Annotated in this window: 13 protein-coding genes; 4 read left to right on the forward strand and 9 right to left on the reverse strand. The window is 62.5% G+C overall.

Going from position 1 to position 15,268, the window contains the following annotated elements; genetic code table 11:
- Positions 1–91: 91 nt before the first annotated feature.
- The 4 genes from SE92_RS14045 to SE92_RS14060 all read right to left on the reverse strand — a co-directional run bounded on the left by SE92_RS14045 (position 92) and on the right by SE92_RS14060 (position 4,888).
- Positions 92–1,471 carry an MFS transporter gene (locus tag SE92_RS14045; RefSeq protein WP_063196321.1) on the reverse strand — a complete coding sequence of 460 codons (1,380 nt, stop codon included), beginning with the start codon at positions 1,469–1,471 and terminating at the stop codon, positions 92–94.
- Between the two features lie 337 nt (positions 1,472–1,808).
- A complete protein-coding gene (locus SE92_RS14050) occupies positions 1,809–2,603 on the reverse strand; it encodes an ABC transporter ATP-binding protein (protein WP_063196322.1) in 795 nt (264 codons plus the stop codon).
- Positions 2,604–2,614: 11 nt separating this feature from the next.
- On the reverse strand, positions 2,615–3,505 hold the full coding sequence (ntrB, locus tag SE92_RS14055; RefSeq protein WP_063203512.1) for a nitrate ABC transporter permease: 891 nt from the start codon (positions 3,503–3,505) through the stop codon (positions 2,615–2,617).
- Between the two features lie 63 nt (positions 3,506–3,568).
- Complete coding sequence (locus SE92_RS14060; RefSeq protein ID WP_063196323.1) at positions 3,569–4,888, reverse strand: CmpA/NrtA family ABC transporter substrate-binding protein; 1,320 nt, start codon at positions 4,886–4,888, stop codon at positions 3,569–3,571.
- A gap of 669 nt (positions 4,889–5,557) precedes the next feature.
- Here SE92_RS14060 and SE92_RS14065 point away from each other — a divergent pair.
- Positions 5,558–6,397: a formate/nitrite transporter family protein gene (locus SE92_RS14065; RefSeq protein ID WP_063196324.1), complete on the forward strand. Its 840-nt coding sequence runs from the start codon at positions 5,558–5,560 to the stop codon at positions 6,395–6,397.
- A gap of 60 nt (positions 6,398–6,457) precedes the next feature.
- Complete coding sequence (locus SE92_RS14070) at positions 6,458–8,194, forward strand: bifunctional protein-serine/threonine kinase/phosphatase (protein ID WP_063196325.1); 1,737 nt, start codon at positions 6,458–6,460, stop codon at positions 8,192–8,194.
- A gap of 16 nt (positions 8,195–8,210) precedes the next feature.
- On the opposite strand, the gene SE92_RS14075 is transcribed toward SE92_RS14070, so the two are convergent.
- Positions 8,211–8,984, reverse strand: coding sequence for a sulfite exporter TauE/SafE family protein (locus SE92_RS14075; RefSeq protein WP_063196326.1), 774 nt, complete (start codon positions 8,982–8,984; stop codon positions 8,211–8,213).
- A 47-nt stretch (positions 8,985–9,031) separates the two neighbouring features.
- On the opposite strand from SE92_RS14075, the gene SE92_RS14080 reads away from it, so the two are divergent.
- Positions 9,032–9,553 carry a MaoC family dehydratase gene (locus SE92_RS14080; RefSeq protein WP_084251808.1) on the forward strand — a complete coding sequence of 174 codons (522 nt, stop codon included), beginning with the start codon at positions 9,032–9,034 and terminating at the stop codon, positions 9,551–9,553.
- A 119-nt stretch (positions 9,554–9,672) separates the two neighbouring features.
- Here the strand turns inward: SE92_RS14080 and SE92_RS14085 are convergent, their stop codons facing one another.
- Positions 9,673–10,590, reverse strand: coding sequence for a dioxygenase family protein (locus SE92_RS14085; RefSeq protein ID WP_063196327.1), 918 nt, complete (start codon positions 10,588–10,590; stop codon positions 9,673–9,675).
- Between the two features lie 161 nt (positions 10,591–10,751).
- Between SE92_RS14085 and SE92_RS14090 the strand changes: the two genes are divergently transcribed.
- Positions 10,752–12,026, forward strand: coding sequence for a serine hydrolase domain-containing protein (locus tag SE92_RS14090; protein ID WP_063196328.1), 1,275 nt, complete (start codon positions 10,752–10,754; stop codon positions 12,024–12,026).
- A 51-nt stretch (positions 12,027–12,077) separates the two neighbouring features.
- Here SE92_RS14090 and SE92_RS14095 read toward each other — a convergent pair whose 3' ends face one another.
- The 3 genes from SE92_RS14095 to SE92_RS14105 form a co-directional block, all read right to left on the reverse strand.
- On the reverse strand, positions 12,078–13,397 hold the full coding sequence (locus tag SE92_RS14095) for a TRAP transporter large permease (protein ID WP_063196329.1): 1,320 nt from the start codon (positions 13,395–13,397) through the stop codon (positions 12,078–12,080).
- Positions 13,394–13,909 carry a TRAP transporter small permease gene (locus tag SE92_RS14100; RefSeq protein ID WP_063196330.1) on the reverse strand — a complete coding sequence of 172 codons (516 nt, stop codon included), beginning with the start codon at positions 13,907–13,909 and terminating at the stop codon, positions 13,394–13,396. The genes SE92_RS14095 and SE92_RS14100 overlap by 4 nt, the downstream gene beginning before the upstream one ends.
- An 82-nt stretch (positions 13,910–13,991) precedes the next feature.
- Positions 13,992–14,990, reverse strand: a complete 999-nt coding sequence (locus SE92_RS14105) for a TRAP transporter substrate-binding protein (protein ID WP_063196331.1) — start codon at positions 14,988–14,990, stop codon at positions 13,992–13,994.
- Positions 14,991–15,268 lie beyond the last annotated feature (278 nt).

The raw sequence follows: 15,268 nt of genomic DNA on the forward strand, positions 1-15,268 counted from the left end.
GTGCGCGCCGTTGCGAACAAGGTTCATGGATCAAACGTCATCAGAGAGTGTTCTCCCCGCGTACGGGGAGAAGCGACATTCGTGCCAATTGTCAGACTCGCGCTTCGGCAAGGCTTGAGGCGCCCTCACCTTGCGGGCTGCGACGCAGATAGAACCACCAGGTCAAAGCAAGGCAGCTGGCGTAGAAGCCGAGATAGATCGCGAGCGCCAGCTGCGGCCCGCCGGTCATGGCGATCGACTTGCCGAAGCCGGTCGGGATCAAATAGCCGCCGACGGCGCCGATGGCGCCGATGAAACCGACTGCTGCGCCGCTCTCGATGCTCGCCGTCTTCAGCGCCAGCGCTCGCGCCGCATCGCCCTTGCCGCGCACCTTGAACAGGTTCTCCTCGCGGAAGATCGAAGGGATCATGCGGTAGGTCGAGCCGTTGCCGATGCCCGTCGTCACGAACAGGATCAGGAACATCGAGAGGAAGCCGATGAAATCCTTCTGCCCGACGAAGTAGAGCACGCCGACCGTGGCGCCCGCCATGACGATGAAGTTCCAGAAGGTGATGATCGAGCCGCCGATCCTGTCGGCAAGCCAGCCGCCGAGCGGACGCGACAGCGAGCCCACCAGCGGACCCAGGAATGCGATCGCGATCGTGACTTGCGGAAATTGCGTCTTGATCAGCAGCGGAAACGCCGCGGAGTAGCCGATGAAGGATCCGAACGTGCCGATGTAGAGATACGCCATGATCCAGGTGTGCTTGCGCTTGACGATGGCAAGCTGATTCTTCACCGACGATTTCGCCGTGGTGAGGTTGTTCATGTAGAACACCGCACCGAACACGGCGATCGCGATCGGCAGCACCCACATCAGGCCGGCATTCTGCAGGAAGATGCCGTCGACGGGCGTTGCCTGGAACAGGTTGAAGACGGCGAGCGTCATCAGGATGGGGGTCAAGAGCTGCACACTGGAGACACCGATATTGCCGCCGGCCGCGTTCAGACCGAGCGCCCAGCCCTTCATCCGGTCGGGGAAGAAGAACGAGATGTTGGTCATGCTGGAGGCGAAATTGCCGCCGCCAAGGCCAGCGGTCGAAGCGATCAGCAGCATCAGCCAGAACGGCGTGTCGGGCTGGCTCACGAAATAGGCCAGCGACAAGGTCGGAATGAACAAGATCGCCGCGCTGAAGATGGTCCAGTTGCGGCCTCCGAACGTCGTCACGGCGAAGGTGTAGGGAAAGCGCATCAGGGCGCCGATCAGGCCCGGCACCGCGACGAGCTGGAACAGCTGGTCGGTGGTGTAGTGGAAGCCCGCCTGCGGCAGCTTGGTGGTGACGATGCTCCAGATCAGCCAGACCGAGAAGCCGATATGCTCGGCCACGATCGACCAGATCAGATTGCGTCGCGCGATGGTCTTGCCAGTCGCATTCCAGAACGTCTCATCTTCGGGGCGCCAGTCTGAAATCCAAGTCGGATTCTTCGTCATTGAGTATCCCTTCCAGTCTCACCGCTGCGCCGTTGCAGGCTCTGCCCCACATGGAGGCACGCTCCGAGGCTTCACCCCGGTGGCGAGTTCACGATGCTGATTGATGATGTTGAGGGACGTCGTCGTTGGCGTCGCGCAAAGACATTTCAATTTCCATGCCAATCGCGCGCATGCCGGAAACACAGGGATTTCAGGACGTTATTCGCCTTGCCCGAATTTGCAGCAGGGCTTTTCCGCTCGCTAATTTTGCGATTCGCTCAATCCTTGTGCGGCGCACAAGGATTGAGCTGGATGTCGACTAATTAGGCGGACGCGAGTTCTCGCGTTAAGTTTTGATTTACGCGGCCTCGACGAAGCGATGACGTTCGTAGAGGAATTCGAGCACGCGCTGCCGGCACTTCAAGTAGGTCGCGTTGGTCGCAAGCTCGAGCCGCTTGCGCGGCCGCGCCAGCGGCACCTCCAGCACCTCGCCGATACGCGCGCTCGGCCCATTGGTCATCATCACGATGCGGTCTGACAACAGCACAGCCTCGTCGACATCGTGGGTGATCATCAGGATCGTGTTGCCGAGCTTCTGATGCAGCGCCATCACGGAGTCCTGCAAGTGAGCGCGGGTCAGCGCGTCGAGCGCGCCGAACGGCTCGTCGAGCAACAGCACCTTCGGCTCCATCGCCAGCGCCCGGGCGATGCCGACGCGCTGCTTCATGCCGCCGGAGATTTCGGACGGGCGCTTGTCGCGAGCGTGAGCCATCTGCACGAGATTGAGATTGTGCATCACCCAGGCGTCGCGCTCAGCACGAGACTTGGTCCTGGCGAAGACCTTGTCGACGCCGAGCCTGACGTTCTCGTAGACGGTGAGCCACGGCAGCAGGCTGTGGTTCTGGAACACCACGGCCCGGTCGGGCCCCGGTGAGTTGACCTCGCGGTTTTCCAGCAGCACGCCGCCGGTGGTGGCGGTGGTCAGTCCCGCGATGATGTTGAGCAGGGTCGACTTGCCGCAGCCGGAATGGCCGATGATCGAAACGTATTCGCCCTTCTCAATCGTCAGGTTGATGTCCTTGAGCACCTCCGTTGTGGCGGCGCCGCGGGTGAAGACCTTGTCGATGTGGTCGAGCTTCAGATAGGCGGTCATGTGTTTGCTCCTCAGCCCTGCGCCGTGCCACGGGTGACGATCTTGCCGAGGCCGGCGATCAGACGATCGAGCACGAAGCCGACGATGCCGACATAGAACAGCGCCAGGATAATCTCGCTGATATGCGAGGAGTTCCAGGCGTCCCAGATGAAGAAACCGATGCCGACGCCGCCGATCAGCATTTCAGCCGCGACGATCGCGAGCCAGGACAGGCCGATGCCGATGCGCAGACCCGTGAAGATGTAAGGCGCGGCCGCCGGGATCATGATCTTGGAGAAGAACTCGAGCGGATTGAGCTGCACCACCGCGGCGACGTTGCGATAATCCTGCGGGATGTTGCGGATGCCGACCGCCGTGTTGATGATGATCGGCCAGATCGATGTGATGAAGATGACGAAGATCGCCGAGGGCTGGCCGTCGCGGAAGGCCGCGAGCGAGAGCGGCAGCCAGGCCAAAGGTGGAATGGTGCGCAGCACCTGGAACAGCGGATCGAGCCCGCGCATCGCCCAGACCGACTGTCCAACCAGCACGCCGAGCGCGATGCCGGCGATCGCAGACAGCGAATAGCCGAGCGCGACGCGCTGGAGGCTGGCGGACAGATGCCAGAACAGGCCCTTGTCGATGCCGCCATGGTCGAAGAACGGATCGAGGATCAGCTCTTTTGTGTCCTTGAACACTTTCGACGGTGGCGGCAGGGCCGAGCCGGCGCGGCGGCAGACCAGCTCCCACACCAGGGTCAAGAGCGCGATCACGACCAGCGGCGGGATCACGCGCACGGCGGTCTCCCTGGCCATGCGCGCGTAGGCCTCGGTGCGTGGGGGACGCTTCGGCGTCATCGCGACGACCGGCGCGGCGACAGGCGATGCGGTCTCAAGCTCGATTTTCGTGGCAGGCATGTTCATCAAGAATCCCTTTTCCGGCTTGGTCAAGACGATGCGGCCGCCCAAGGGCGGCCGCTGGCCCCATCAGACTTCGACACGCTTGATCGCGAGCGACTTCAGATAGGCCGCCGGATTTTCGGGATCGAACACCTTGCCGTCGAAGAAGGTCTCCTTGCCGCGCGAGGTCGAAGTCGGGATCTCGGAGGCCGCGACGCCGAGCGTCTTGGCCGCATCGCGCCACATGTCCTCGCGGTTGACCTTGGCGATCAGTGCCTTGGTGTCGAAGTTCGGCTCGTACTTGCCCCAGCGGATGTCCTCGGTCAGGAACCAGAGGTCGTGGCTCTGGAACGGATAGGAGGCGTGATCGCGCCAGTACTTCATGACGTGCGGGGAGTTCTCGACCACCTTGCCGGGGATGCCGTAGTCGAACTTGCCGGCGGTGCGGTCGAGCACGTCCTCGACCGGGCAGTTCATCCACTGCCGCTTGCCCATGATGGCGGCAAGCTCGGCCTTGTTCTCGGCCTTGTCGGCCCATTGCTGGGCTTCCATCACCGCCATCAGCAGCGCCTTGGCGGCCTTGGGATATTTGTCGACGAAGGCGGCACGCATGCCGAAGGATTTTTCGGGGTGCTTGTTCCAGAGTTCGCCCGTAGTGACCGCGGTGTAGCCGATCTTCTGATGGATCAACTGCAGATTCCAGGGCTCGCCGACGCAGAAGCAGTCCATCGTGCCGACCTTCATGTTGGCCACCATTTGCGGCGGCGGCACCACGATGGTCTCGATGTCCTTGTCTGGGTCGATGCCGCCGGCGGCGAGCCAATAGCGGATCCAGAGATCATGAGTGCCGCCGGGGAATGTCATCGCGGCTTTCACCGCCTTGCCGGAGGCCTTCTTCTTTTCCAGCGCCGCCTTGAAGGGCGATGCATCGACTCCGAGCTTGAGGTCGGCATATTCATTGGCGACCGAGATGCACTGGCTGTCGAGATTGAGCCGCGCCAGGATGTACATCGGCGTCGGCTGGTTGTTCTGCGTCACCTTGCCGGCCGAGATCAGATACGGCATCGGCGTGAGGATGTGCGCGCCATCGATGCCATTGCCCTCCGAGCCGAGCACGAGGTTGTCGCGCGTGGTGCCCCAGGAGGCCTGCTTCTGCACATCGGTGTCGGGCATGCCGTATTTGGCGAACAGACCCTTGTCCTTGGCGACGAATAGCGGGCCGGCATCGGAGAGCGCGATGAAGCCGAGCTTGGCGCCCTTGACCTCGGGCCCTGCGTCCTGCGCAAAGGCGCCGGCGGGAAAATTCACTTTTGCTGCGGCGAGAAGTGCGGCGGTCGAGCCGGTGGCTTTCAACAATTGACGGCGGCTGAGCCCATTGTCCGAGGGCCTGCGGGTGCGCTTGGTCATGTCAGTCCTTTGCGTCGTTGCGGAAATTGATGGCGTCAGTGCACACGAGCGGCCCGTCCGTCCGGCGGCGCCGTCCTTGGCGCATGCGAACGCGCGACGGGGAGACCCCCGTCTGGTGGCGTTGGCAATTCGGATGAGAAGTCTCGCGGGACGGCTTCAATGGCGTCGGCTGGAACTATTCAAGCTTCGTGCCAAGCCCGCCACCGGCAAAAGTCACGTTTAATCATATACTTGCTTGCGACCTGTCAGAATGTCGCAGCCAGGTTCCGCATCCGAAATTTGCGGCTTGCTCAATCCTTGTGCGCCGCACAAACGTTGTGCAGCCGCTCAAGCAAAAGGCGGCGTGGTCCAGCAAATCATCCGTTAGCAAGGACCATCCAGCTGATTCTGTTCGCTTTTTCGATCTGCGTACCGCGGCACACAAATTGCTTCTTCGGTTGCGTCAACGAAGACTGCGGCATCGCCGTATCGATGCAGCCTCTGGCGGCTGCATTCCGGAAGCTCAACTGCTTCGCGGCTCTCCCGGCTGAAGAGTCCTCGTCACGCGATCCCCAAGGCTTCCAAACTTTCCATAGCCCTCGTGCGCGGCCGGCCAGCCCGCACGGCCCGATGCCGTTCAGTCGCGCTCGCAGGAGCGTGTCGATCATTTACGAAGCAAAGGAACCATTGATGTCGTATCTCGCGCCTTCGGAATTCGTCACCAAGATGGTGGATGCGGGCGAGTCCAAGATCTTCATGTCCACCCGGGACACGATCATCCGCGCCTACATGGCCGGCGCGATCCTGGCGCTGGCCGCATGGTTCGCCGTCACGATCAACGTCAACACCGGCCAGCCGCTGGTCGGCGCACTGCTGTTTCCGGTTGGCTTCGTCATGCTCTATCTCTTGGGCTTCGACCTCCTGACCGGCGTATTCGTGCTTTCGCCGCTCGCCCTGATCGACAAGCGCCCTGGCGTCACCCTTGGCGGCGTGCTGCGCAATTGGGGCCTCGTCTTCGTGGGCAACTTCGCCGGCGCCTTCACCGTCGCCTTCATGATGGCCTTCGTTACGACGTTCGGCTTCACCCAGGCGCCCGACAAGGTCGGCGCGGCGATCGGTAACATCGGCGAGGGCCGAACGCTCGGCTACGCCGCGCATGGCGCGGCGGGCATGGCGACGCTGTTCATGCGCGGCATGCTCTGCAACTGGATGGTCTCGACCGGCGTCGTCGGCGCCATGATCTCGACCTCGGTCTCCGGCAAGGTCATCGCGATGTGGATGCCGATCCTGGTGTTCTTCTACATGGTGTTCGAACATTCCGTTGTGAACATGTTCCTGTTCCCGTCGGGCCTGATGCTCCATGCGAAGTTCTCGATCATGGACTATCTGATCTGGAACGAGATCCCGACCGTCCTCGGCAACCTCGTCGGCGGCCTCGCCTTCACCGGCATGACCCTCTACACCACGCACGTCATGACCCTGCCGAAGCGCCAGGCCGACAAGGCTGCGAAGCCCCGCGTCGCGGCCTGATCGAATACGTCTCGACAAGGGAGCCTCGCCCAAGCAGGGTGAGGCTCCCTTCCTCTGGTGATGACGATGTCCCGCGGACTTCTGATCTCGGTCGGCCAGCACTCGGACAAGGGTCGCAAGGCCGTCAATCAGGACTTTCACGGCGTCCTCATTCCGGAGGAGCCGCTGCTCAGCCTGAAGGGCATTTCGGCCGTCCTCGCCGACGGCATCTCTTCCAGCACGGTGAGCCAGATCGCCAGCGAATCCGCGGTCAAGAGCTTCCTGATGGACTATTATTGCACGTCGGAATCCTGGACGGTGAAGACGTCCGCGCGCCGTGTGCTGGACGCGACCAATTCCTGGCTGCATGCGCAGACGCGCAAGAGCCAATATGCCTATGACCGCGACAAGGGCTATGTCTGCACCCTCAGCGCCATGGTCATCAAGGCGACCACCGCGCACATCTTCCATGTCGGCGATTGCCGCGTCTACCGCGTCGCCGGCAAGGCGCTCGAGCAGCTGACTGAGGATCACCGCATCATCGTGTCGTCGGAGCAGACCTATCTCGGTCGCGCGCTCGGCATCAATCCGCAGCTCGAGATCGACTACCAGGCCTTCGAGATCGAAGCCGGCGACACCTTCCTGCTGGCGACCGACGGCGCATATGAATTCGTCGACGCGCGCTTCATCACCAGCGCGCTGAACGAGCACGCAGGCGAGCTCGACGCGGCGGCGAAGGCCATCGTCGAGGAAGCCTACCGGCGCGGCAGCGACGACAACATCACAGTCCAGATCATCCGCATCGACGCGGTGCCCCAGCGCGAGCCGGCCGGCATCTTCAATCAGACCTCGCAATTGCCGCTGCCTCCGCTGCCGGAGCCGCGCGCGGTCTTCGACGGCTACCGCATCGTCAGGGAGATCCACGGCAGCAGCCGCAGCCATATCTACCTCGCCGTCGATGTGGAGACCGAGCAGCCGGTCGCGCTCAAGCTGCCGTCGATCGATTTGCGCGACAACGCCGCCTATCTCAAGCGCTTCCTGATGGAGGAATGGATCGCGCGCCGGATCGATAGCCCGCATGTGCTCAAGCCGCTGTCACAGTCGAAGCGGCGCAGCTACCTCTACCTCGCCATGGAATTCGTCGAGGGGCAGACGTTGAAGCAGTGGATGACGGACAATCCGCGCCCCGATCTCGAAACCGTGCGCGGCATCATCGAGCAGATCGCCGCTGGCCTGCGCGCCTTCCACCGCATGGAAATGCTGCATCAGGATCTCAGGCCCGACAACATCCTGATCGACAAGACCGGCACCGCGAAGATCATCGACTTCGGATCGGTCAGGGTGGCCGGCGTCGCCGAAGCGGCGCCGCCGGACGAGGCCGACGAAATCCTGGGCACCATCCAGTACGCGGCTCCGGAGTATTTTTTGGGGCAAGGAGGCTCACCGCGCTCCGACATGTTTTCGCTGGCAGTGATCTGCTATCAGATGCTGACCGGAAAGCTTCCCTACGGCACCCAGGTCGCCAGGATCCGACGCAAGGCGGACGTGCGAAGGCTCAAATATCGCCCGGCCGACGACGACCGTAACGTGCCGGCCTGGGTCGACGGCGCGCTCCGGCGCGCGCTGCATCCCGATCCTTACAAGCGCCACGAGGATCTCTCGGAGTTCATCTTCGAGCTACGCAACCCCAACCCGGCCTATCTCGACACGCGGATCACGCCGCTCCTGGAGCGCAGCCCGCTGATGTTCTGGAAGCTGACCTCGGCCGCGCTCGCCTGCGCGGTCGTCGTGCTACTGGCGCTGCTGCACGCGCGCTGACGGAAGCTGCGCTGGCTCAAGCGAACCAGAAGCGCCAAGCGTAAGCGACTGTCATTGCGGCTCCCAGAACAACAATCGCGGCCCTCACGGTCTGCGCGGGAAGGACACCAACAAGCTTTCCCCCGGCAAATCCGCCGGCAAGTGCTCCCACCAACATAACCAGGGTCGAGGGCCAGTCGATCACGCCCGAGGCCGCGAACAGCACCACCCCCGCAAGAGCAGCAACGGTGGCGTAGAGATTCTTCAGCGCATTGAGCGTGCGCAAAGGCTCCTTCCCGGTCAGTGCGAGAAGCGCCAGAAGCATCACGCCCAGTCCGGCGCCGAAATAACCTCCGTATATCGAGACCGGCAGCAGCCAGGCGCTACGGGTGCCGCCGACATGCGTGCGCGCAGCAGTGGCTTTCTGAATGCGCGGTCCTATCGCAAACAGGACAGTCGCAATCGCGATCAGAGCCGGAACCAGAAGAGTGAAGAAACGCTCGGAAGTTGCCAGCAACAGCAGCGCGCCCAAGAGACCTCCGACCGCCGCCAAAATCAGTCCGATGAAAATCGACCGATTGCGCGGCACCATCGCCCGATCAGCGATGACAGCCATCGTATGGCCGGGAGTCACTGCAAGGGCATTCGATGCAGTGGCGACGACGGGGGGCAAGCCCGTCAACAGCATCGCCGGAAAGGTCAACAATGTCGCGCCGCCGGCAAGGGCATTCATTATGCCGCCCAGAAAGCCTGCTCCGATCAGGATCAATGCGTTAACGAAGACCACCCCACCCCCCGGCTTGCCGAACATCTCCGACAGTTATAAGCGGGGATGCCTACCACGGATCGGAGCGGAAAGTGAACGACGTCGAGCGGACCGTCTTCCCCGGCAATTTGCGAGGACAACTCATTCCACTTGCCGCATATCGACAGCTTCTCGACGGCCCGGAGCTGATATCAGGTTGGCAGACGGTCGACCAATCGATGATCGATATGTTTGCCGATGCGACGCATGATCATCAGTTTATTCATACGGACCGCCAACGTGCCGAGCAGGAGACGCCGTTTGGCGGCACGATTGCGCACGGCTTCCTTACGTTATCGCTTCTTTCAGTTCTCGCATTCGATGCGATGCCCGGGGTCGAGGGCACGCGGATGGGCGTGAACTATGGCTTCGAGCGGGTCCGTTTCCTCAGCCCGGTCAAGTCCGGGGCTCGGGTCAGAGGCAAATTTCGCCTGGTCGGATTGACAGTTCGCGCCGTGTCCATCCAATCCGCATGGGACGCGACCATTGAGGTTGAAGGTATGATCAAGCCTGCCATCGAGGCACACTGGATCACCCTGGCACTGCTGCATCAGACCAAGCTACAACCCCTGTGATCGTCTGCCTCCGGCTCACCTCGGGCATCCGAGCAGGTTTGCTGTTTCGGCGCTGTCGACAACATTTCGGCGGTCGTACACGACCCTGACCGCCGCATCATCTGCGCTTGAGCCGCGCCTCACGCCGGCTCCGCCGTCTTCGTTCCCAGCGGTTTCGGCGCCATGCCGCCGCCGGGCTTGAGATGGAATTCGTAAGTCATCAAATGCCACTGCCCGCTCGTCTTGGTGCCGTCAGGCATCGCAGCGTCGGTGCGCGGCTCGACCTTGGCGACGAGATCGTCCTTCACACCGAACACTACGTCGGAATCCAGATATTTGTCGCCGTCCATGAAGACGTGCGTGATCAGCGGCTCGTAGCCCTTCGCATTCACCAGGAAATGCACATGCGCCGGACGCATCGGATGACGCTTGGTCTGCACGATCATCTCGCCGACCGGGCCATCGGTCGGGATCGGATAGCTGCAAGGCAAGATGGTGCGGAAGAAGAAGCGGCCATCGCCGTCGGTGATGAAGCGCGCCCGCGCCGATGCGCCGACCTCGTCATAGTTCGACTTCTGGGAATCGTAGAAGCCGTCGTCGTCGGCATGCCAGACGTCGACGGGGACATTCGCAAGCGGCTTGCCCTCGAGGTCGGTGACGCGGCTCTGCACGAACATCCGCTCGCCGGTCTGATTGTTCGGCGAGATGTCGGTGCCGTGGGCCGTCACCTTGTGCTCGCCGACATAGAACGGGCCGAGCACCGTGGTCTGGGTGGCGCCTTCGCGGTCGCGATGATTGACCGCGTCGACCAGCATCGAGACGCCGAGCACGTCGGATAGCAGGATGAATTCCTGGCGGGTGTCGGTGCATTTCTGCCCGGTGCGGGTCAGGAAATCGATGGCGTAGTCCCACTCCTCGAAGGTGAGGCCGGTCTTGCTCACGTAATCGTGCAGCGACTTCACCAATTCCTGGAGCAGGAATTTCGCGCGGGGATTGGGCGTGTTGTCGAAGCTCCTGACGACGGCTTCGGTGAGATCGGTCTCGTTGAACTGGGTCATGATGGCTTGCCCTGTGTTTTTCTCGTTCGCCCCGGGGCCTCCTTGGAGGCGTTCCAGGAGGCAGCCTACACCAGCCGGGCCCCCTGCGTTAAGCGCGAGCGGCTTGGAATGGGGCCGTCATTTGGCTATCAACGGACCGACAAAACCGCCCGGAGGAACTGATGCTTGCCCCTACCCCCGCCTCGCCCGAATCCGTCGGCATGTCCAAGGCCGCGCTCGACCGCGTCGATGCGCATCTGAAGAGCCGCTACATCGATGCCGGCCGCTTCCCGGGCACGCATCTTCTGGTGTATCGGCGCGGCAAGATCGCCCACAGCTCGGTTCAGGGCCTTGCCGACGTCGAGCGCAAGCTGCCGGTCAAGGACGACACCATCTACCGCATCTATTCCATGACCAAGCCGCTCACCAGCGTCGCCTTCATGATGTTGGTCGAGCAGGGCCTCGTCGCCATCGACGAGCCTGTCGCCAAATACATTCCGGAATGGAAGGATCTCGGCGTGTTCGTCGCCGGCACCTACCCCGCCTTCCTGACCCGGCCACCGTCGCGGCCGATGCTGATCGTCGATCTGCTGCGCCACACCTCCGGGCTGACCTACGGCTTCCAGCAGCGCTCCAATGTCGATGCCGCCTATCGCACCGAGAAGATCGGCGAGGTCGAGAAGTCGGGCACACTCCAGACCATGATCGAAGGCCTGGCAAAGATCCCGCTGGAGTTCTCGCCGGGCGAAGCCTGGAACTACTCGGTCGCGACCGACGTGCTCGGCTATCTCGTCGGCAAGATCTCCGGCATGCCGTTCGAGCAATTCCTCAAATCACGCATCCTCGATCCGCTTGGCATGACCGACACAGATTTCCATGTGCCGGCCTCCAAGGCGCATCGGTTTGCGGCCTGCTATTCCGCCGATCCCGGCGGCGGCATGACCTTCCATGCCGGCCAGCGGCGCGAGGGCCTGACGCTGCAGGACGATCCGGCGACGAGTTCGTTCCTCACCCCGCCTTCCTTCATCTCCGGCGGCGGTGGCCTGTGCTCGACAGTCGCGGACTATCTCACCTTCTGCCGCGCGCTGCTCAACGGCGGCGAGCTCGGCGGTATCAGGCTGATCGGACCGAAGACGCTGGCGCTGATGACCAGCAACCACATTCCGGGCGGACGCGCGCTGCCCGAGGTGTCGCGTTCGCTGTTCTCGGAAGCCACCTATAACGGCATCGGCTTCGGCCTCGGCTTCGCCGTGACGATGCGCCCCGCAGAGACGCTGATCGCCGGCAGCCCCGGCGAATACAATTGGGGCGGCGCGGCCACCACCTCGTTCTGGATTGATCCGGCCGAGGAGCTGATTGCGATCTTCATGACGCAGGTGCTGCCGTCGAGCGCCTATCCGCTGCGCCGCGAGCTGCGCAGCATGGTCTACGCCGCAATCACCGAGAGCAATCTGTAGCCAATTGGCTGGATCCCGCCGCCATCGGCTGCGGGATCCGCTGTCAGAGGCTCATTTGAGCATTTCCGGCACGATCAGACGCGGCAGGAACAGCGACACGCTGGGCCAGACGATGACTGCCGCGAGCACGAGCAGCATCGGAATCAACATGATGACCGTGTCCTTCAGCGCATAGCGCAGCCGCACGCCCGCGATCGAACAGGCGATCATCAGACACAAGCCATAGGGCGGCGTCACCAGTCCGAATGCCAGCGAGACGATGGAAATGATCGCGAACTGGACCGGATGAAGATCGACCGACTTGGCCAGCGGCTCCAGCACGGTGCCGACGATGATGATGGCCGGGATGGCATCGAGGAAGCAGCCCACCACCAGAAAGCAGAAGGAGATGAAGAAGCCGGCTGCAATCGCGCCCATGCCCCATGTCGACACGTTGGCCAGCAACTCCTGCGGAATCTTGTAGTAGGCGAGCAGCCAGCCGAACGCACTGGCGGTGCCGACGCAGAATAGCGCCACGCCGGCGAGGCGTCCGGTATCGAGCAACGCCTTGTACAGTTCGCGTATCCCCGTCTCGCGATAGAAGAACGCCGAGAGCGCCACGGAGTAGAGCACCGCGACGCAGGCGGACTCCGTCGCGGTGAACCACCCGAGCAGAATGCCGCCAACGATGATGAACGGCGTCATCAGCGCCGGTATCGACCTCCAGATGGCGCATCGCATCTCGACCCAGCTTGCTCTCGGATAGGTCGGGTAACCGCGACGCACCGCGTAGATGTGCACCGTCGCCATCTGCGCCCCCGCGATCAGCAGGCCCGGCACGATGCCGGCCAGATACATCGCCGCAATCGAGGTCGAGATCAGCCCGCCCCACACGATCATGAGGATCGACGGCGGGATGATGACCGCCAGAACCGCCGACACCGCCGTGATGGCGATGGAGAACGAGAGATCGTAGCCCTCCTTGGTCTGCGCATCGATGAAGATTTTTGATTGGCTCGCCGCATCGGCGGTGGAGGAGCCCGAGATGCCGGCAAAAAACACCGACAGCACGACGTTGATTTGCGCTAGCGATCCGGGCCAGTGCCCCACCATCGAGCGCGACAGCGTCACCAGGCGATCGGTGATGCCGCCGATGCTCATCAGGTTTGCCGTCAAGAGGAAGAACGGCACCGCCAGCAGGATGAACGAATTGTACGCGTTGAAGGTCTCCTGGGCGAGCGTCATCAGCGACAGATGCGGCTCGATCAGCAGGATCGGCACGCAGGCAAGACCGAGCGCGAAGGCGACCGGTACGCGCACGATGAGCAGGCCGATGAAAACACCGAACAGCACCATCGCGGCCTGTCCGGCTGAGAGTACATTGCCGCTCATCGCCCCACCCCAAACAGAACGCGCGTTTCATCGATGATCTGTTCGCCGGCGAAGACGATCCACGTGACTCCAGCCACAGGCCAGGCGACGTGAATGAGCCAAAGCGGCAGATCGGCCAGCTCCGACGTTCTGTTCCAGGCAAAGCGGGTGAACTCCAGGCCGGCCGACACGAACACCAGCGCCAGCGCCAATATGCCGAGCCGCGCGAGAATCCGCACCGCAGCGTCGGACCGGCGCGACAGGTCTGGCCACACGTCGACCTCGAAATGCTGCGCTTCGCGCACGCCGACCATGGCACCGATCATGATCGTCCAGATGAACAGGAACCGCGCCATTTCCTCCGTCCAGATGTAGGACGGAATGAGGGGCGTGTAGCGTGAGATGATCTGCAACGTGACCGGAATGATCAGGACCCCGACGCAGGCGGCCAGCAGGAATTCCAGCAACTTCGCATAGGCCGCCGATATGCGACGCCACAGCGACGGTGTGGACGGGACGGGCATGTCAGACATTGGGACTCCGTGCGGCGATCATCCGCCATGTCCGGGCAGGAAGCGGGGCCTGCCCGGAATGCTGTCGGCGGATGCAAAGACCTCAGACGACGTTGATCTTCTCGAAAATGCCTTCCGCACCGATTTCCTTGGCGTAGGTGGCCATCACGGGGTCGGCGAGCTTCTTCATGGCGTCCCGTTCCTCGAAGGGGACGCGCTTGAGCTTGCCGGCCTTCTCGAGCGTGTCGAGCTTGACGACCTCTTCGCTCGACTCGAGCTGACGGCCATAGTCGCCGGCCTCCTTGCCGGCCTTCATGATCGCGTCCTGCAAATCCTTCGGAAGGGTTTTCAACGTCTTCACCGAGAAGCAGATCGGCCGGATCGACACGGCGTGCTGGGTCAGGTTGAGGTGCGGAGCCACTTCGTAGAACTTCATCGCCTCGACGCCGGCCGCCTCGTTCTCGCCGGCCGATATCACGCCGTTCTGGATCGCATTGTAGATTTCATTATAGGCGATCACGGTCGGACTCATGCCGACGGCCGCAAAGGTCTTCGACCAGATCGGCGCACCCTGCACGCGCACCTTGAGCCCCTTGAGATCGGCGAGATTCTTGAGCGGCTTGTTGGCGAAGATGTTGCGGATGCCGCCGCCGGAATAACCGATCAGAACCACCTCGGCCTTCGCCGCGACTTCATCGGCGATCGGCGCCAGGATGTTGGCTTCGACGACCTTGTTCATGTGCTCGATGCCCTTGAACACGAAGGGCGCATCGATGAACGGGGCCGCCTTGGCGAAGGTCGACATGTGGGCCGGCGAGACGATGCCGTAGTCGACCGCCTTGCCCTGCGACATGTACTCGAAATACTGCTTCTCGAGGCCGAGCGAGGAATTCCTGTGCAGGGTGAAATTGACGGGCTTGCCGTAGTACTTCTTCACCAGCTCCTCGAACCGGAGCAGCGCCCGGTTGAAGGCATGATCGTCGTTGAACTGGACTGCGCCGTTCAGGGTGATCGGCGCTTGCGCCCTGAGGATCGAGGGCATGCCGATCGTAGCCGCCGCTGTGGTCGCGCCGAACCCAGCGAGAAATGATCTTCGCTTCATCGTCTCCCCTCCCTTTGATGCTCCGCCCCTGTCGCCGGGGCGTGAGCGCAGCCGGTATGCGGCTTGCGAGAGGGAAGCGTATGAAAAACCCCGTCGGGACGGAAGTCATTTCGACTGCGCGGGAGGTACTCCTTCGTCGCAGGGGACTTGCTGCTGCAGTGCAATCGGGCTCCAGCCGGCCTGCGCTTCTGTCCCTCTCTTCGATAGTCCAAAGACTTGCGCCTGATTCGAAAATCATGGCGCAGCGCCAGTCCCGCCCGTATGTTCTGGCCAAAATC

Origin of the sequence: Bradyrhizobium sp. AT1 (assembly GCF_001590795.1) — a bacterium.
Classification (GTDB): domain Bacteria; phylum Pseudomonadota; class Alphaproteobacteria; order Rhizobiales; family Xanthobacteraceae; genus Bradyrhizobium.